This is a genomic window from Paenibacillus curdlanolyticus YK9 (assembly GCF_000179615.1).
Classification (GTDB): Bacteria; Bacillota; Bacilli; order Paenibacillales; family Paenibacillaceae; genus Paenibacillus_T; species Paenibacillus_T curdlanolyticus.
This window is the reverse complement of sequence record NZ_AEDD01000009.1, coordinates 249,986-269,338: the sequence shown is the minus strand read 5'-3', so window position 1 is coordinate 269,338 and position 19,353 is coordinate 249,986. Positions and strand designations below refer to the sequence as shown.

General features: G+C 53.2%; 10 protein-coding genes and 1 pseudogene. 8 read left to right on the top strand and 3 right to left on the bottom strand.

Annotated features, from left to right (window positions below; all coding sequences use genetic code 11):
• The first annotated feature begins 63 nt into the window (after positions 1 to 63).
• Positions 64 to 1,023 (top strand): amidohydrolase family protein, encoded by a 960-nt coding sequence (locus PAECUDRAFT_RS17480; RefSeq protein ID WP_006039462.1) that lies wholly within the window; start codon positions 64 to 66, stop codon positions 1,021 to 1,023.
• A gap of 14 nt (positions 1,024 to 1,037) precedes the next feature.
• On the opposite strand, the pseudogene PAECUDRAFT_RS26440 reads toward PAECUDRAFT_RS17480, so the two are convergent.
• The 3 genes and pseudogenes from PAECUDRAFT_RS26440 to PAECUDRAFT_RS17470 form a co-directional block, all read right to left on the bottom strand.
• Positions 1,038 to 1,373: pseudogene (locus PAECUDRAFT_RS26440) on the bottom strand (NUDIX hydrolase); the annotation flags it as partial.
• A gap of 143 nt (positions 1,374 to 1,516) precedes the next feature.
• Entirely contained in the window at positions 1,517 to 2,803 is a 1,287-nt protein-coding gene (locus PAECUDRAFT_RS17475) for an MDR family MFS transporter (RefSeq protein ID WP_006039460.1), read from the bottom strand.
• A 138-nt stretch (positions 2,804 to 2,941) separates the two neighbouring features.
• Positions 2,942 to 3,826: a helix-turn-helix transcriptional regulator gene (locus PAECUDRAFT_RS17470; protein ID WP_006039459.1), complete on the bottom strand. Its 885-nt coding sequence runs from the start codon at positions 3,824 to 3,826 to the stop codon at positions 2,942 to 2,944.
• A gap of 257 nt (positions 3,827 to 4,083) precedes the next feature.
• On the opposite strand from PAECUDRAFT_RS17470, the gene PAECUDRAFT_RS17465 reads away from it, so the two are divergent.
• From PAECUDRAFT_RS17465 to PAECUDRAFT_RS17435, 7 genes are all read left to right on the top strand, one after another.
• A complete protein-coding gene (locus PAECUDRAFT_RS17465) occupies positions 4,084 to 5,133 on the top strand; it encodes a Gfo/Idh/MocA family protein (RefSeq protein ID WP_040713138.1) in 1,050 nt (349 codons plus the stop codon).
• A 255-nt stretch (positions 5,134 to 5,388) separates the two neighbouring features.
• Complete coding sequence (locus PAECUDRAFT_RS17460; RefSeq protein ID WP_006039457.1) at positions 5,389 to 5,643, top strand: hypothetical protein; 255 nt, start codon at positions 5,389 to 5,391, stop codon at positions 5,641 to 5,643.
• 126 nt (positions 5,644 to 5,769) lie between these two features.
• Entirely contained in the window at positions 5,770 to 6,531 is a 762-nt protein-coding gene (locus PAECUDRAFT_RS17455; protein ID WP_006039456.1) for a Nif3-like dinuclear metal center hexameric protein, read from the top strand.
• Positions 6,532 to 6,552: 21 nt separating this feature from the next.
• On the top strand, positions 6,553 to 7,005 hold the full coding sequence (locus PAECUDRAFT_RS17450; protein ID WP_006039455.1) for a VanZ family protein: 453 nt from the start codon (positions 6,553 to 6,555) through the stop codon (positions 7,003 to 7,005).
• Between the two features lie 360 nt (positions 7,006 to 7,365).
• The gene (locus PAECUDRAFT_RS17445; protein WP_006039454.1) at positions 7,366 to 10,269 is read left to right on the top strand and encodes a discoidin domain-containing protein; all 2,904 of its coding nucleotides are present in this window, start codon (positions 7,366 to 7,368) and stop codon (positions 10,267 to 10,269) included.
• Positions 10,270 to 10,639: 370 nt separating this feature from the next.
• Positions 10,640 to 14,263, top strand: a complete 3,624-nt coding sequence (locus tag PAECUDRAFT_RS17440) for a discoidin domain-containing protein (RefSeq protein WP_006039453.1) — start codon at positions 10,640 to 10,642, stop codon at positions 14,261 to 14,263.
• Between the two features lie 82 nt (positions 14,264 to 14,345).
• Complete coding sequence (locus tag PAECUDRAFT_RS17435; protein WP_006039452.1) at positions 14,346 to 19,166, top strand: discoidin domain-containing protein; 4,821 nt, start codon at positions 14,346 to 14,348, stop codon at positions 19,164 to 19,166.
• The last annotated feature ends 187 nt before the right edge of the window (positions 19,167 to 19,353 follow it).

Below are 19,353 nucleotides of genomic sequence, written 5' to 3'. Positions count from 1 at the left end.
CACGTCTTTTGATTAAGATGTGCTGCTTTTTTGGTTAAACATAGCGCATGAGGAGGCAATGCTGTGAAAATCGATTCGCATCTGCATTTTTGGAGCTATGATGAGCACGAATATGGCTGGATGTCCGAGCAGCATGCATGCATCAAATCAGATTTTCTGCCAAAGCATCTGAAGCCGCTGCTGGATCGCATCGGTTTCGACGGTTCGATATGCGTGCAAGCGAGGCAAACCTTGCAGGAAACGGAGTGGCTGCTCGCGCTTGCCGACCAGCATCCGATCATTAAAGGCGTTGTAGGCTGGGTGGACTTATGTGCGCCCGACATTGTTGACCGGTTGGGTGCATATGCGGCTAATCCGCTGCTGAAGGGCATACGTCACATCGTGCAGGACGAACCGGATGATGCATTTTTGTTGAGGGAAGATTTTCAGAGGGGCATTGCTGCGCTTCAGCCGTTCGGTCTCGCGTACGATCTGCTGCTGTTCCCGAAGCATTTGCCTTATGCGGTTGAATTGGTTATGAAATTCCCGAACCAGCTCTTCGTACTCGATCATATCGCGAAGCCGGATATCGCGAACCGACAGTTCGAGCCGTGGCGGCATGATCTGGCTGCGCTCGCTGCCCATCCCAACGTGTATTGCAAAGTGTCCGGCATGGTGACGGAGACGACGTGGGCGCAATGGGACGAAGAGGATTTCACGGACTATTTGGATGCCGTGTTCGCTTGTTTTGGTACGGGGCGCGTGATGATTGGCTCGGATTGGCCGGTTTGTACGCTGAGCGGCAGCTATGAGCGGACGATGAACATCGTGTTGAACTATGTGAAGCGGTTTTCGCTTGAGGAGCAAGCGCTTGTGTTGGGCGGGAATTGTGCTCGGTTTTATGGGGTTCTAAAATCAAATGATTTCGTCTTATCAGGAAGATTTCGGGAGCGATGCCATTCAATAGCTTGCAATACCAGCGGTGATGATTGGATTGCAGTGAGATCATTTAGCGGCATCCAAACAGCCTCACAGGAGTCTTGACCCTCGAAAGAGGCAATCGAAGCGATAGGCATGTTAGAATCTACGTTCGTTTCATATAGAATTGCAATATGGTGCACAAGTTCATCTTCTTTATTTCGAAGCGTCCACGTAACAAAGAAATCACAGACGCCAATAGGCGCCAGTCTAAGCAGTTCATAGCCCGTTTCCTCTTGAAACTCACGCTTAATGGCTATTTCCAGAGATTCAAATGGCTCCATTCGTCCTCCTGGCAGATCAAATTTTCCAGTATAGGGGCCCAGCGTTTTTCGAATAACGAGTAGTTGTTCATTAGAAATACAGATTCCATACACACCGATATGTCTGTGAAAATGATCGATTGGTTGTTCCATTTGGCGACTCCTTACTATACCTGATTTATATTCTCATAATTCCATTTATTAATAATAAATTCCTGCTTTTGAAGATTGTAAGATGTATGGTCCTATATAAAAAAACAGAGGGAGCGCGGAATATATTCTGCGCTCCCTCTGTTTTATTTGGATTGATGAGGCACCCTGTCGCTCGTGTCTTCAAGCCGATCGAACATCGCATAATAGATCGCCGCAGCGAATACCGCAAGCAGCGCGAGCAAAGCGAACGTCCATTTGAAGCCGATCCAGCCGGCGAGCGGGATGGACATCGGCGCAATCGTGCGGCCTAGCGTGAATCGCAGGCTTGCTGCGGCAAAATATTGCCCGCGCATCTCTTGCGGAGCGAGCCGTGCGACGAATGCCTGCTGCGGTCCGGCAGACATGAGCTCAGCCAGCGTGAAGACGGCGATGGCGGCCGAGAAGCCCCAGAACGTAGACATGCTGCTGAACATCAGCATGCCTATGGCATAAATAAGCGCGCCGCCAATAAATACGTAACGGTCGCGGTACATCGCCATCCATTTCGTGACGAGTAGGGTAAATACAGCAACAAACAGGCCGTTTTCCGAGACGATGAGGCCAAACAGCTGCTGCCCGGTCATCGTGAGATCCCAGTCACCGAAGGCGAGAATGGTCGTCTGGGAGACGGTTTCTTCCAGGAAGACAGGGAACAGCAGATCGAGCTGCATGAACGTCTGCGCGAGCAGCACGCCTGCGATGCTGAAGAGCAAGAATACGCGGTCTGCGGCTATGATTTTGTAATCGCGAAGCTGCGTGCTAATGGAGGAAAGCCAAGGTGCTCCGTCGCCCGATCGGCTGCGGTTTGCAACTTGCTCGGGGCGTGTCTCGCTTAGCTGACAGCTCATGACCATGGCGATGAGGGCGCAAATGATCGCCGCTGCCGCAAGCACGACATAAGGATTGTCATGGTACAAAAGTGACCCGAGCAGCGGACCTACGACGACAGCGATGTTCGCTGCCGTATAGAAGATTGCGAATACGCTCGACTGATCTTTTTCGTCGACAACGTCTGCAACCATCGCTTGGCTAGCTGGCCAATATAAGGCGCCGAAAAGGCTCGCTAAGGTGAAGCCGACAAAGCTAGCGACAGGCATGTTCACCCATGGGGACGCAGCGCAGGCAAACAGCGCGTAGCCCAGCGATTGGCCGCCGGCCGCGAATACCATCATCCGTTTGCGGCCGAATCGGTCAGCGCAATAGCCGCCTACTAGGTTCGCGAGCACGGACAGCAGCTGCGAGAGCACCAGCAGCAGGCCTGTCCAGCCTTTGCCGAACGCATCTGTAAAATAGATGGACAGGAACGGGAAAAATGTCCAGAAAATAACGTTGAAAGCCGCTTCGCCGCCAAGGCGAATTTTTAAATTGTGATCCCAATCTCTCATTCTCATGCTGTAACTTCCTCTAGCTGTTCGATTTCTATATGCAAGGCTTACTCATTATACAGGTTCGGCGGCAGGGGCGATATGCGTTTTCGGCTTTTCGCTTCGTCTAAGCGGGTGGTAAATATTGCGTTTCGCCATCTTGCGTTATTTGCGAAGCTTCGAAGGAATGACACCCTTATACTGCTTAAACAGCTTCGTAAAATAGTTCGGATTATCGCAGCCGATCTTCCCCGCAATTTCCGTTATGGAAAGCTCGCTCTCCAGCAGCAGTCGCTCCGCCTCGTTCACTCGGCACACGTTCACGTATTCGATAAACGTTCGGCCCGTCAGCTTTTTGAACATTTTGCAAAAATGATAGGGGTTCAAATTCAACCGTTTCGCGGCCTCTTCCACAGTGTGCTTGTCCCCAATATTCGTTTCGATATGGTGAATGAGCGATTTGAATCGATCTCGATTTTGAATATAACGGCGGTTTGCCGCAGGAGGGAGCTGCTCGGGTAGAAAGGCTCTTGCGAGCATCGTCAACAGGATATGCAGCTGCGATTTGATGATGAGCTGGAATGCCGGCCGCTTCGCGTTGAACTCGGAGATCGCTTGATCAAGAATGGCAAAATAGGTCGCACACGCGGGATCGACCTCCGCAGGCTGGACCGGAAATTGCACGCGTTCTTGCAGATAAGGGAGCAGAAAGCTCGCATGAATCGGATCATGCAGCCAGTCCTGAAATAAAGAAGCGTTAAACACAATCGATAGGAACGCAACCTCGCCTTCGCTGATGCTGTATCCGACATGCAGTCCACCGGCAGGAACCATTAACACATCACCGGGATGTGCGGTGTACGGCTGGCTGTCGATATGAAAAATGGCGCTGCCCTTCTCCATCCGTATGATCTCGAAGTGCTCATGCCAGTGGAGAAAGAGGATTTGCTGGTTTACTTTGACGTCACGATTGGCATTAAAGAAAAACTGGAACGGATAGGCTTTCCCGTCCAATGGGGTCGTTTCATGCAGTTCCCTAGGATAAGCCAATGCCGGATCAACTCCCACAAGATTAGACTATTATTGCACAAGATTAGAAGAGCTAAGCTTGATTTATAAGGCTATACTGAAGCTGACTTCAGAATCATACACCAATATAGGAGTGCTGCTCAAGATGGCGAGTCATCAGCTTCGTATAGGGGTATCAGGGAACGATTGATATTGAGAGCTGGCATGACCCGGTCAATAGCGGCGAGGATTTTGTCCCGAATCCGGTGTAATTAGCTAAAGGGAGGCTATTGAAGATGATGGGCGCAAAATACAAGGTGGCTGTCGCTGGCTGCGGCGGCATGTCAAACGCTTGGATCGACTACGCATTGGGTCGGCCGGATACCGAAATTGTAGCCTTGGTTGATATCAAACGGGAGTTTGCGGAAAGCATGCGAGAGAAGAAAGAGTTAGCCTGTCCGACCTTTACCGATATTGCCCAGGCGATCGAACAGACAGGGGCCAACCTCGTGTTTGATGTGACGATTCCGGCGAGCCATTTTGCAATCAGCAGCACGGCAATGAGGTTGGGCTGCAACGTGTTTGGCGAAAAGCCGCTCTCGGAGACGATGGAAGCGTGCAATACAATCATCCAGATCGCAGAGGAGACGGGCCGTTCCCATGCGGTTATGCAAAATCGCCGCTTTGATCCTCGTATTCGGTCGCTGCGCCAGCTGATCGCTGCGGGCACGATCGGCAAGCTGGGCTTTATCGGGGCGGATTTTTTCATCGGCGCACATTTTGGCGGGTTCCGGGATGCGATGGCAAGCCCGCTGCTGCTCGATATGGCGATTCACACCTTCGATCAGGCTCGCTTGATTACAGGCGCCAATCCGATATCGGTTTACTGCCAAGAATTTAATCCGCACGGGTCATGGTATGCCGGTAATGCGGCTGCGATTTGTATTTTTGAAATGTCCGATGGCTCGGTGTTTAATTATCGCGGCTCATGGTGCGCGGAAGGCGTCCCGACCTCATGGGAAGCGCAGTGGCGCATCACGGGCGAGAAGGGAACCGCGATTTGGGACGGGCAGGGCGAGCCATATGCAGAAGTCGTGGCGCCCGGCGATCAGGCTGAGAAGTTCATGAAGGATTATGTTCGAATCGATGCGGAGAGGCATTTGGCGGAGGACGGATACCTGTGGGGCCATCAAGGGTGTTTGGAGGAAATGTTCCAATCGCTGGAGGAAGGCAGATTTGCTGAGACGGATTGCAGGGACAACCGTTACAGCATGGCGATGGTGCTCGCGGCGGTTGAGAGCGCGAGAATCGGACAGAAGATAGATGTGGGGCGATTGATGAAGAGGTAGATCGTGCTGCCGCCCGGCAACACAACAGCAGGACGGTCGCGATTGTACCTGATGCAATGGCAGCGACAGTTTTATCGTATTGTTCATGCTGTGATTGCAGTTTGTGCAACCGTAAGTGGACATATCATGTGAAAGACACCTCCCGACAGAGGGATTCGTGAATGGCGTTGTATAATCTGCAATGATAAATCGTTATATCGATTGAAACGTATGCGCTCATTGTACAACTTGCAATGAGCGTTTTCGCATCGGTACATGAAGGATCCGCTCTATCTGGAATCAGCCAAGCGGCAAGCCCGTTACTTCTTCGACCGGCTGTCGGCTGACGATGTCGTTTACCGGGATTTCGATGCGCCGATTAATGAAGAGACGAAGCGGGATAGCTCGGCCTCTGCCATAGCGGCTTGCGTAGCACTGGAGCTGTTGTCCCTGCTGCCGGAAGGCGATAAGGACCGCATTGAATTGGAGCAAAATGTACAGCGCACAATGACCGGTTTGGTCCGCTCGTGAATTTGAATAGAAGTGGATGGACCGTACATGGCGAATGTGCGGTCTATTTTTTTGGAGATGCAGCACCCAATTATTCGATCCTGTGGTAAAATGTTCAAAATCAAATTGAATAGCTGGAGGGTTTCTATGCAAAAGCAAGGGTTCAACGCATTTATTCGTGACCGCTTCGGCCACCTATTGGACATGTTTCAAGAAAACGAAGAGTACGGCTGCCATAACTTCGGCGACTCGGACGATATTCGGAGCGTAGGCTATACAACGAATCTTACGCCTGAGGTCATTCAGCTTGCGGCAGAAGCTAAGGTGCAGCTTATTCTCACGCATCATGATGCGTGGGGGTTCATGCATGGCATGAAGGCGGAATGCTTGCGATTGCTGGAGGCGCACGGCATTGCCCACTTTTATATTCATTATCCATTGGATTTCGCCGAATTCGGGACATGCAACTCGCTGTTATATGAATTAGGAGCGAACGAAATCGTTCAACAAACGGCATTTAAAGAGCAGGCTGAAATCATCGGAATCGGACGATTAGCGGAGCCCGTTTCCTTCGAACAACTAATTGCGACGGTCAGTCGTCAATTAGGGGAAGAGGTGAAGGCGTGGAGGAATAATGCGAATCCGCTCGTTCGCACAATCGGCGTTTTGACAGGAGCGGGGCATTCAACCGATCTGATGAAGCAGGCGAAGGATGCGGGCTGCGACGTGTATATGACGGGCGAGAAGACGGTTTATTCCGTTCAATATGCCAAGTTCATTGGCTTGAATCACATAGTAGGGAGCCATACGTTTACGGAAATGTTTGGCGTGCGGTCATTGGCTTGCAAGCTGAAGGAAGCGTTCGCGGATGTCGACATTATTGAGCTGAAAGAAGAGCATTTCGAGTAACGACTACAAGGGGGAGCTGCTATGCAACGACAAGTTTTGCCGCTTCAATTACGGAATAAGGGGAAAACAATCAGGGGTTGGAGCGCAGCGCTGCTGATTTTCTATTCGATAGTTCTCATTTATTGGATGTTCTTTGCGTTCGGACGCGCGGAGCATGTCTCAGCTTCATATCGCTATAACCTAGTGCCGCTGCGTACCATTGGTTACTATTTTGAGCCGGAACGGCTGTTTCGTATCATATGGATGATTAACATAATCGGGAATATCGTGGTGTTTGTCCCGTTTGGCTTGCTGATGCGTTATGCATTTCGTTGGCGGCTTGCGAAGGCGGGCAGCGTTTTTGCGATCGGCATGCTGCTATTGGAGCTATTGCAGCTCGTAACGAAGCGCGGAACGTTCGACGTGGACGACTTGCTTATGAATTTGGCTGGGTTTTGGCTCGGCTGGCGGGTGGCCGAAAGGATAATAAATTAGCTTTTCGACTGCAGCACGGAATTGGAAAAGCAAGAAAGATCTAAGAAATATAGCTATCCAGTTCAATAATGTCGCCTATTATTGGAAATATGCGTTTGCTATGCTGGTGAGGCAGGTCTTGGAATACGAACGGAGGGCTTGCACGCTGCAGCGAGGCGGCACCCTGAGATAGGAGGTGGCTTAAACACGAATCTGTAATCGCTTACATTATGGAAGCTAACCTATGCATCAGCACACAGAAAGGGGCATTTCTAATGAATGCATTGCGCTAATTCGCATCAGCATGGACCATTCGTTGGATATGCGCGGAATTCGATCAATGAATCATCAATCTCAATTACGGGAGGTTTACCGATTCATATGAACAAGTTGCGTAAGAAAATATCAACGGTCACCGCTTTAGCGTTAATTACGAGCTTATGCTCGATTTTTCCAGTCGTAACGAGTGCAGCGATTCCATCATCGCCAGCGAACTCGACGATTTTGGGACCCAATGTTTATGTGTTCGATTCGTCGATGGCTGCCGCTGATATTCAAGGCGTAGCTAACGGCATTTATGGGCAGCAGGAGACGAATGAGTTCGGCGGCCAACGGTATGCGATGCTGTTCAAGCCTGGCGCCTACAACGTGAACTTCAATGTCGGCTATTACACATCCGTTGCAGGTCTGGGGCAAAATCCGGGTGATGTGAACATCAATGGCGGCGTGAATGTGAACGCGGATTGGGACAACGGCAATGCAACGCGCAACTTCTGGCGTTCGATCGAGAACCTGACCATTACGCCTGCCGGCGGCAAGACGCAGTTCGCAGTATCGCAGGCTGCGCCGATGCGGCGGGTGCATATTAAAGGCGGCTTGGACCTGTTCGACTTTGACAGTAATTGGAACGCGGGCTGGGCAAGCGGCGGCTATATCGCGGATACGATCGTAGATGGCGCTGTATTGCCGGCTTCGCAGCAGCAGTTTTTCGCTCGGAACAGCCAATGGGGCAGCTGGGCGAATGGCGTGTGGAATATGGTATTCGTCGGCGATAACAATGCACCGACGGGCCAATTCCCTGATCCTCCGTATACGGTCGTCGATAAGACGCCAGTTATGCGGGAGAAGCCTTATCTGTATGTGAACAACGCAGGACAGTATCAAGTGTTCGTACCGTCGCTGCAGACGAATACGCAAGGCGTTACTTGGGCGAACGGGTCGACGCCAGGCCAATCGCTCTCCATCGACCAGTTCTATATTGCGCAGCCAGCAACGGCTACGGCGGCAGCAATCAATACGGCATTGAGCCAAGGCAAAAATCTGCTCTTCACGCCAGGCGTCTATCACCTGAACGATACGATCCGGGTTCAAAATGCGAATACGGTCGTGCTTGGCATCGGAATGCCAACGCTGGTACCAGACAATGGGCAGGTTGCCATGTCTGTAGCGGACGTGGACGGCGTGAAGCTGGCTGGACTCGTATTCGATGCAGGCCCGCAAAACTCGATTTCGCTGCTTGAGGTTGGCCCGACGGGCAGCGCGGTGAATCATGCTGCGAATCCAACGTCGCTGCACGATTTGTATTTCCGCACGGGCGGCGCTACGGCGGGCAAGAATGACACGGCGCTCAAAATCAACAGCAATCAAGTGATCGGCGAGCACTTCTGGATTTGGCGCGCGGACCATGGGGCGGGCGCAGGCTGGACGACGAACGTATCCAAAAACGGATTAGTCGTCAACGGCGCGGACGTGACGATCTACGGCCTGTTCAACGAGCATCATAATGAGTATCAGACGTTATGGAACGGCAACGGCGGGCGGGTTTACTTCTATCAATCCGAAATTCCGTATGATGTGCCGAACCAGTCCTCCTGGATGAGCAAGAACGGTACGGTCAATGGCTATGCTTCCTATAAGGTAGCGGATAGCGTAACCAGCCATGAAGCTTGGGGCGTCGGCGTTTATTCGTACTTCCGCGACGCGGCGGTTAAGCTGAACAGCGCGATCGAGGTGCCGAACGTACAGGGCGTGAAAATCCACCATATGACGTCCATCTGGCTCTCTGGCATGGCAGGCAGCGAGATCACGCATGTCATTAATAACATTGGCGGCACGGTGTACGCGAACAACCCGACTACCGCCATGCGGCAGACGGTGAGCGAATTTGCGGGCACGGGAGCTGGCGATACAACAGCACCGAGCACGCCTTCGAATCTGACAGCTGCAGCTGCCTCCAGCAGCCAAATCAATTTGAGCTGGGGCGCGTCGACGGACAACGTGGGCGTAGCGGGCTATGATATTTACCGGAATGGAGCTGTAGTCGGCTCGTCAGTAACGACTACGTACAGCGACACGGGATTGGCGGCATCGACGGCATATAGCTATACAGTCAAAGCGAAGGACGCAGCTGGCAACAGCTCGGCAGCGAGCAATACAGCCAGCGCGACAACGCAAGCAGGCGGCGGAGGCACAGGAGCGGCGCTTGACCGCACGGGATGGACAGCAACTTCCACGCCATCGAGCGGCGATCCGACTTCTAACCTGTTCGACGGCAACTTGGCTACCCGTTGGAGTGCGGGAGCGCCAATGGCAGCGGGCCAAAGCTTGGTGATCGACATGAAGGCAGCGCAAAGCTTCAGCAAAATCGTCATGGATTCCACAGGCAGCGCGAATGATTACGCACGCGGTTACGAGGTGTATGTATCGAACGATGGCACAAGCTGGGGAAGCGCCGTTGCGACGGGCACAAGCACGGGAGCTGTCGTAACGGTTAACTTTGCCGCACAAAACGCTCGATATATTAAAATCGTTCAGACTGGAACGGCGACAAGCTGGTGGTCGATCCATGAATTGAATGTGTACGGCACGAGCGGCGGCGGTGGCGGCACTGGCACGGTCTATGACCGTACGGGATGGACGGCATCTTCAACGCCAACGAGCGGAGACGTGGCGTCTAATCTGTTGGACGGCAGCATGGCGACGCGCTGGAGCACGGGCACCGCTATGGCGCCAGGCCAATCGCTCACTGTGGACATGAAAGCGGCGAAGAGCATCAGCAAGCTCGTGATGGACTCGACGGGCAGCGATAACGACTATGCGCGCGGCTATCAGGTGTTTGTTTCGAACGATGGCACCAATTGGGGCAGCGCGATTGCAAGCGGAGCAGGCACAGGGCCGGTTGTGACCGTTACATTTGCTGCCCAGAACGCAAGATATGTCAAAGTGGTACAGACCGGAACAGCGACGAGCTGGTGGTCGATCCGCGAATTGAATCTGTATAGCTAATGCTTAGACCATTCCTTGGCAGCTGCGGGCGATGACCCGCGATGCGGCTAGGAATGGTCTTTTTTATACGATGTTTTCGATAGTTAGGGAAATCGCAACATCTAAAATTCGATGCTATTCATCTGAAATCTGATGCCTGTCTATTGGTTCTGCCATTTTATATCATTTTAAGTGTAAGCAGCAGGTTTCTTGTCGCATTATGCAACAACCGAGGGAGAATTAGGTTTACAAAATCTTGCTTCAATCTAGTCGTTGCATATGTCAAGGGGGTGACATTCAGCCTGTTGCACTACGTTATCGTTTGATCGATCTTCTACATGATTTACAGCATCGCCATCCTGTTCAATTACTGGAGGTACAGAGACGCATTATGAACAAAATGAAAAAAGTAATTTCATCCTTTTCGGTGTTGGCGCTTGTCTTGAGCTTGTGTTCGGTCTTCCCGGCCGTTTCGAGCGCGGCAACTGCTGCGAACAACACCATTTTCGGACCGAATGTGTACGTGTTTGATCCGTCGATGTCGACTAGCGACATTGAGGGCGCAGCAAATGCCGTATTCAACTCGCAAGAAACGAGCCAATTCGGCAATCAGCGTTTTGCGCTGATGTTCAAGCCTGGCACGTACAACGTTAACATCAAAGCGGGCTTCTACACGCAAATCGCTGGCTTGGGCCAAAACCCTGACGATGTGACGATTACGGGCGGCGCGAACGTCGATGCCAAATGGTGGGGAGGCAACGCAACGCTTAACTTCTGGCGTTCCTTCGAAAACTTCGCGATTAACCCTTCGAGCGGCGAGACAAAATTCGCAGTTGCTCAGGCAGCTCCGATGCGCCGCATGCATATTAAAGGCAATTTGAACCTGTTCGACTTCGACCAATGGTGGAATGCAGGTTGGGCGAGCGGCGGTTATATTGCGGACTCGATCATCGACAAGACGATCGTTCCGGCGTCGCAGCAGCAGTTCTTCTCGCGGAATAACCAGTACGCGACTTGGACGAACGGCTTGTGGAACATGGTGTTCGTAGGCGACTCGAACCCACCGCAAGGCACATTCCCCGAGCAGCCGTACACGGTAGTTGACCAAACGCCGGTCATGCGCGAAAAGCCTTACCTGTACATCGATAACGCAGGTCAGTACAAGGTGTTTGTACCGAACGCGTCGTCGAATACGAAAGGCGCAAGCTGGACGAATGGCTCGACGCCAGGACAATCGATCTCGATCGATCAGTTCTATATCGCACAGCCGAACACGGCTACGGCAGCAAGCATCAATGCAGCGCTGAGCCAAGGCAAGAACGTGATCTTCACGCCAGGCATCTACCACCTGAATGATACGATTCGCGTTAACAATGCGAACACGGTCATCCTCGGTCTCGGCATGGCGACGATCATGCCGGATAACGGACAAGTTGGCATGAGCGTGGCAGACGTTGACGGCGTTAAAGTGGCAGGACTGCTCTTCGACGCTGGTCCGAAGAAATCATCCAATTTGCTGGAAGTTGGACCAAAGGGCAGCGCGTTAAACCATGCAGCGAACCCGACATCGCTCCATGACCTGTTCTTCCGCGTTGGAGGCGACATTCTCGGCTTGGCTGAAACCGTTGTCACGATTAACAGCAACAACGTCATTGGCGACCACTTCTGGGTATGGCGCGCGGATCATGGCGCATCCGTAAGCTGGGAAACGGCTTCGACGAACGGCTTGATCGTTAACGGCAACGACGTGACGATGTATGGCTTGTTCAATGAGCATCATAGCGGCTATCAGACATTGTGGAACGGCAATGGCGGACGCACTTACTTCTACCAATCCGAAATTCCTTACGATCCGCCAAGCCAAGCAGCTTGGATGAGCAGCAATGGCACGGTGAACGGTTATGCTTCCTACAAAGTAGCTGACAACGTAACGAGCCATGAAGCTTGGGGCTTGGGCGTATACTCCTTCTTCCGCGACGCTGCGGTTAAGCTGAACAGCGCAATCGAAGTGCCGGATGTGCAAGGCATCAAAATCCACCATGCGACGTCGATTTGGCTGGCGGGCATGGCAGGCAGTGAAATCACGCATATTGTCAACAATCTCGGCGGCAAAGTAACGGCGAATGATCCAGCTGACGCGATGAGACAAACGCTGACGGAATTCATCGGATCGGGCGCTGCAGACACGCAAGCGCCGACGGCACCAGGCAACCTGACGGCAGCGGCATCATCGAGCAGCCAGATTAACCTGAGCTGGAATGCTTCGACGGATAACAAAGGCGTTGCAGGCTACGATGTCTACCGCAACGGAACGCTTGTAGGTTCTTCCGCTTCGACAACTTACAGCGATACGGGCTTGACGGCATCGACAGCTTATAGCTACACGGTAAAAGCGAAGGACGGAGCGGGCAATGCTTCGGCAGCGAGCAATACGGCAAGTGCAACGACGCAAGCAGGCGCAGTTTCCGGTACCTTGCTTGACCGTACGGGTTGGACGGCTTCCTCTACGCCAGTAAGCGGCGATTCGCCAGCGAATATGCTGGATGGAAGCTTGGCGACACGCTGGAGCGCAGGCACGGCTATGGCGCCTGGCCAAAGCGTGACAATCGATATGAAAGCAGCGAAAAACATTACGAAAGTCGTCATGGACTCGACGGGCAGCGACAATGACTATGCACGCGGCTACGAGGTTTACGTTTCGGCTGACGGCTCGAACTGGGGCAGCGCAGCAGCTAGCGGCACGGGCGCTGGCGCAGTGATTACAGCTAACGTATCGGCTCAAAACGTTCGTTACATCAAAGTCGTGCAAACAGGTACGGTTTCCAACTGGTGGTCGATCAGCGAACTGAACGTTTACAGCTCCAACGGCACAGGCGGCGGAGACATGCAAGCGCCAAGCGTGCCGGCGAATGTAACGGCAACTGCTGTATCCAGCAGCCAAATCAACCTGACTTGGGCAGCTTCGACTGACAATGTCGGCGTAAGCGGGTACGACGTTTATCGCAACGGCTCGGTAGTAGGCTCTGCAACAGCAACTTCTTATAGCGACACTGGCCTGACGGCTTCGACGGCTTACAGCTATACGGTGAAAGCGAAGGATGCAGCAGGCAACGCTTCTGCAGCTAGCGCAGCTGTTAGTGCAACGACGCAAGCTAGCGGCGGCAACAATGGCGGCAGCACCGGCGCTGCGCTGGATCGTACGGGCTGGACGGTTACCTCGATGCCGACCAGTGGTGATGGCGCAGCCAACATGATCGACGGCAGTATGGCAACGCGCTGGAGCGCAGGCACAGCAATGGCTCCAGGACAAGCCTTCGTCATCGATATGAAAGCAGTAAAGGGCTTTAACAAAATTGTGATGGACTCGACGGGCAGCGACAACGATTATGCGCGCGGTTATGAAGTGTACGTTTCCAATGACGGCTTGAACTGGGGAACGCCAATCGCGAGCGGTACAGGCACTGGCGCTGTCGTAACGGCAAGCTTTGCTACGCAAAATGCGAAGTACATTAAAGTGGTGCAAACCGGCACAGCATCGAGCTGGTGGTCCATCCGTGAAGTGAACGTGTATGGCGCAAGCGGCGGCACAAGCGATCCAGGCACTGGCGGCGGCAGCACGGGTACGGCGTATGACCGTACGGGCTGGACGGCAACGTCTAACCCGGTCAGCGGCGATCCTGCTTCCAACCTGCTGGATGGCAGCATGGCAACGCGTTGGAGCGCAGGCACGGCAATGGTTGCTGGGCAGTCGATCATCGTGGACATGAAAGCGGCTAAAAGCGTGAGCAAAGTCGTGATGGATTCGACGGGCAGCGACAATGACTACGCTCGCGGCTATGAAGTATACGTATCCAATGACGGCACGAATTGGGGCGCTGCGGTTACGAGCGGAACGGGCAACGGTCCGGTTGTAACGGCTAGCTTCGCAACGCAAAATGCGCGTTACATCAAAATCGTCCAAACGGGCTCGGCATCGAGCTGGTGGTCGGTGCGGGAGTTGAATGTGTTCAACTAACTAAAAAACCGGCATGAGCCATCATGAGAGGGAGAGATGCCAACTCCCTCTTTCTTTTTACCCAAAAAGGAGGATTATGAGGATGAAACGAGTTTCACTACCGAAATGGTACAAGAAAAAGGCGGTCATGATGATGACCTCGCTTAGCTTGCTAGCGACTTCGCTGCCCGTTATGGCAGCGCCGGCAGCAGCGGCAGCGGGCGATTATTTGCTCTCGCAGAACCGCCCAACGTATGCTTCTTCCGTATTGGGAGGCGGCGGCGCGAATCTGGCGGTCGATGGCGATATGAGCTCTCGCTGGGAAAGCAAGTTCGGCGTGGACGGACAATGGATCTACGTAGACTTGGGCGCTTCCGCAAACATTTCGCGCGTTCTGGTCAAATGGGAGGCCGCTTATGCGAAATCGTTCCGAATCGAGGTTTCGAATGACGAGTATACGTGGACGCCGATTTATACCGACACGAACGGTACCGGAGGAACGACGGACGTTAACGTCACGGGTACAGGGCGTTATGTTCGATTGTATTGCACAGAACGTGTACTCCCGGGGTATGGCATATCCGTGCATGAGTTCCAAGTGTTTGGCAACGGAGGCGTAAACCAGCCGCCGAAGACGCCAATGCCGAACGTCGCGCTGAATAAGCCAGCTTTCACTTCATCGATCCAAGACGATGCTTGGTACTTGCAGCCGAAAGATTATGAGACAAGAAACGTCAATGACGGCGACCGTTCCACGCGCTGGTCATCGCTTCAGACCGATCCGCAATGGGTGTATGTCGATTTGGGACAAACGACGCAGATCGGGCAAGTGACGCTGCGCTGGGAAGCGGCATATGCGAGAGCGTTCGATATCCAGGTATCCAATGATGCGCAAAACTGGACGACGGTTTACCGCGAGCTCCATGGCAAAGGCGGCGTGAACGAAATTCCGTTGTACACGAGCGGCCGTTATGTCCGGATGAACGGCATTGCGCGCGGAACGAATAATGGCTACTCGCTCTATGAGATGGAAGTATATCCATATCGTGCAGGCGATGCGCAGCCGACGTATGCCATTCCGGCTATTCCGCAGGCTTCCACGGTGAATGTGGGCAGCGGCAGCTACGAGATCAACGATATTACGCAGCTCGAAGCGCTTTATCCGAGAAATAAGACGTCCAATGTTCAAGGGCCAATTCCTTCGAATGACTGGTGGCAAAATTTGCTCGTTGAGCATCTCGGCAACAGCACGGGCATCGTGACGCTACCGCTGAAGAACAAGTACACGATCAATGGCCTCGGCATTATGAATCCGGGCGCAGGCTACATTAACGGCGACGGCGGGGCAGTTAATGCGGACGGCGAATCCGACTTGTTCCTGATGGCAAACAATATGCAGAACATTCCGGCCATCGAGACCAAAGTAGACGGCTACGGCGATTATTCCGTTAACGTGATCTTGAGCGACGACAATACGGCGAAGATGAAATCGACGTTCGTCAAAGGCTCGCCTTATGTATACAACACGTTCGCTGATCCGAATTCGCCGGAAATTTACTCCCTCGGCATGACGAAGCTGTTCGATGACAACGGCAATCCGATTTTGACGACGAACGGCTCGACGTATACGGCGGACCATATCGGCATTGAAGTAACGAATCAGGACTATGCAGCGACACCGCATACGTTTGTCCGGAATTATGGCGTATTCGTCCCGCCGGGAACGGTGTTCACGAAGGCTGGCAATAAGATCAAGATCAAGCTCGGCAGCGGCCAAAACTACATGTCTGTCGCGTCGCTCCCGGCTAGTACGGATTTGAACTATTATTATCAGCATGGCTATGCCTTCGTCACGGATACGAAGGTTGCTTATAACTACGATATGGCTAATGCCAAAATTACGACGACGTTCAACTCCGTTACAACATCGAAGCGCAGCGGCTTCTCGAATGATACGTTGCTGACGATGCTGCCGCATCAATGGAAAATTTCCAATGCGACAACGACTTCCCGCAGCTATGCATCGGTGCGCGGTCAGCTGAAGGTGCATGAAGGCAACACCTTCACGACATCGGATAAGTTCAACGGCATTCTGCCGCAATTCGCGGAGCCGAACGATTCCAGCTACTCGCGCGAGACGTTGATGTCGTATATGGATGTACTGGATACCGAGCTGGCGAACACGGGCGGTTTGATGAACCAAGACCCGTATTGGCAGGGCAAGGTGCTTCATCCTGCAGCGCTTGGCGCCATTATCAGCGACTCGATCGGCGACTATGCGCGCCGCGACCGTTACCTGTCCACGCTTCGCAAGGTTTTGGTTGATTGGTACACGTACTCGCCGGATGATGTGAAGCACACGTACTACATGCACTATTCGCCAGAGTGGGGCTCGATTTTCCCATGGGCAGCAGGCTGGGGCATTAATACAGGCCTGACTGACCATCATTACACGTACGGCTACTTCGTTTATGCGTCGGCAGTCCTGGCCGCATATGACACCGACTTTAAGAACCAGTACGGCGGCATGGTCGAGAATCTGATTCGCGACTATGCGAACCCGTCCCGCACGGATTCGATGTATCCTTGGCTGCGCAGCTTCGATCCGTATGAGGGCCATTCATGGGCTGGCGCTTATGCGGATAACAACAGCGGCAACAACCAAGAAGCGGCGGGCGAATCGCTCAACGGGTACGCTGGCGTATATCTGTGGGGCGTCGTAACGGGCAATGATACTTACCGTGACGTAGGCGCGTGGATTTTCACCACGGAGCTGAAGGCGATTGAGCAATATTGGTTCAACTACGATCAAGACAATTGGATCCCCGAGTACAAGCACGGCGTTGCAGGACAAGTATGGGGCAGCGCGAACGTCTATGGCACGTACTTCTCTGGTGCGCCTGTCAACATCTACGGCATTCACTGGCTGCCAACGGGCGAATGGATGAGCTATTACGGCAAAGATCCGCAAAAAGCGGGAGACCTGTACGCGGCATTCCTGAAGGATAACGGCGGACCTGAGGTTGGCTGGGAGCATATCGTATGGCCGTTCCAATCGTTAAGCGATCCGCAAGGCGTTATTAACAAATGGAATCCAAGCTTATTGCAGCAAAATGAAGTGTTCAATGCCTACTGGTTCATTCACAATATGAACAGCTACGGACACCGTACGACGGAAATTTGGGCGGATAACTGGTCTTCGGTAGGCGTTTATAAGAAAGGCAATGTGTATACGGCTCAAGTTTGGAACCCGACATCCGCGCCGATTACGGTACAGTTCCGCAATGCATCCGGCGTGACGGGCTCGGTAACGGTAGGCCCGCACTCCTTGATCAAAGCGGACCCGACGAAAAACATCGGCGGCGACACGCAGGCTCCGACGGCTCCTGCTAACGTGACGGCTGCAACGGCTGGCACGACGCAGATCAATTTGTCGTGGAACGCATCGACGGATAACAACGGCGTGTCCGGCTATGACATTTTCCGCAATGGCGTGAAAATCGGCTCGTCCCAAACCTTGTCGTTCGTCGACAAAGGGCTGACGCCGCTCACAACCTACACGTACACGGTGAAAGCGAAGGATGCGGCTGGCAACTTATCGGCTGCAAGCGCGGCAGCTACCGCGAAAACCAAAGGCTTGCAGGTTGCACTAAACCGCTCAACCTGGACAGCGACCGCTTCCACAAGCAGCGGCGACGCGCCAGCCAACATGCTTGACGGAAGCTTGGCAACCCGTTGGAACACGGGAGCAGCTATGGTGTCAGGACAAAATGTCATCATCGACATGAAGAGCGTCCAAACGTTTAACCAAGTCATTATCGATGCGAATGGAAGCGGAGATTACGCGCGCGGCTATGAGCTGTATGTTTCGAACGACGGCACGAATTGGGGCAGCGCGATTGCAAGCAGCACGGATACGAGTCCGTTGATTACGGCTAATTTTGCAGCCAAAAATGCTCGTTATCTGAAAATCGTACAAACCGGCACGAATCCGAGCTGGTGGTCGATTCATGAATTGACCGTACTCGTCGAGGACGGCACGACGGGCGGCGGAACGGATCCGGGCCCGACAGATCCAGGCACGGGGACTGGTACACCTGTATTGCTGGATCGGACGGGCTGGATGGCAACATCCAATCCTACGAGCGGCGATGCAGCGGCGAACCTGCTGGATGGCAGTATGGCGACACGCTGGAGCGCAGGCACGGCAATGGCGCCAGGCCAATCGTTGACGATTGATATGAAGGCTGCAAAAAGCGTAAGCAAGGTGGTCATGGACTCGACAGGCAGCGACAACGATTATGCTCGCGGCTATGAAGTGTACTTGTCCACAGATGGCACGAACTGGGGCAGCGCAGTTGCAAGCGGCACCGGCACTGCTGCAGTAATTACGGCAAACTTCACGGCTCAAACTGCGCGTTACATTAAAGTTGTTCAAACGGGCACCGTATCCAACTGGTGGTCGATCAGCGAGCTGAACGTATATGGCGCAAGCAGCGGAACTGGCGGCAATGGCGGAACGTCATCGGGCGTTGCTCAGGACCGCACAGGCTGGACGGCAAGCTCGAACCCATCCAGCGGCGATGCAGCGGCGAATTTGCTCGACGGCAGCATGACTACCCGGTGGAGCGCAGGAACGGCGATGGTTCCGGGCCAGTATCTGACGGTCGATATGAAGGCGACGAAAAGCATCAGTAAGCTGGTCATGGATTCGACGGGCAGCGATAACGATTATGCCCGCGGCTATGAGGTGTATCTGTCTGCGGATGGCACAAACTGGGGCAGCGCGGTTGCAACCGGAACAGGAAGCGGCCCGGTTATTACCGTAAACTTCACGCAGCAGAATGCGCGTTACATCAAGGTTGTTCAAACCGGCACGAATTCGAGCTGGTGGTCGATTCAAGAGCTGACGGTGTTCAGCTAACGAAACGGCGGCAGGCGCTCGAACGCTAGTATTCACAATATGCTATAACAGCTAATAACAAGTAGGGCGGAGCATCGCTATAAGCGGCTTCGCCCTATTTTTCATGTAGCGCAGAATCAAAAAAGAAGGTGTCCCGCAAGCTTAATCGCAGGGACACCCTCTTCCATTTGGTTATAGCTTTAGACAG

Excerpts from the sequence above, each read along its gene's own strand:
- PAECUDRAFT_RS17460 (WP_006039457.1), top strand. The coding sequence starts at position 5,389 with ATGAAGGATCCGCTCTATCTGGAATCAGCCAAGCGGCAAGCCCGTTAC.
- PAECUDRAFT_RS17440 (WP_006039453.1), top strand. The coding sequence starts at position 10,640 with ATGAACAAAATGAAAAAAGTAATTTCATCCTTTTCGGTGTTGGCGCTT.
- PAECUDRAFT_RS17445 (WP_006039454.1), top strand. The coding sequence starts at position 7,366 with ATGAACAAGTTGCGTAAGAAAATATCAACGGTCACCGCTTTAGCGTTA.
- PAECUDRAFT_RS17435 (WP_006039452.1), top strand. The coding sequence starts at position 14,346 with ATGAAACGAGTTTCACTACCGAAATGGTACAAGAAAAAGGCGGTCATG.
- PAECUDRAFT_RS17455 (WP_006039456.1), top strand. The coding sequence starts at position 5,770 with ATGCAAAAGCAAGGGTTCAACGCATTTATTCGTGACCGCTTCGGCCAC.
- PAECUDRAFT_RS17465 (WP_040713138.1), top strand. The coding sequence starts at position 4,084 with ATGGGCGCAAAATACAAGGTGGCTGTCGCTGGCTGCGGCGGCATGTCA.
- PAECUDRAFT_RS17450 (WP_006039455.1), top strand. The coding sequence starts at position 6,553 with ATGCAACGACAAGTTTTGCCGCTTCAATTACGGAATAAGGGGAAAACA.
- PAECUDRAFT_RS17475 (WP_006039460.1), bottom strand. The coding sequence starts at position 2,803 with ATGAGAATGAGAGATTGGGATCACAATTTAAAAATTCGCCTTGGCGGC.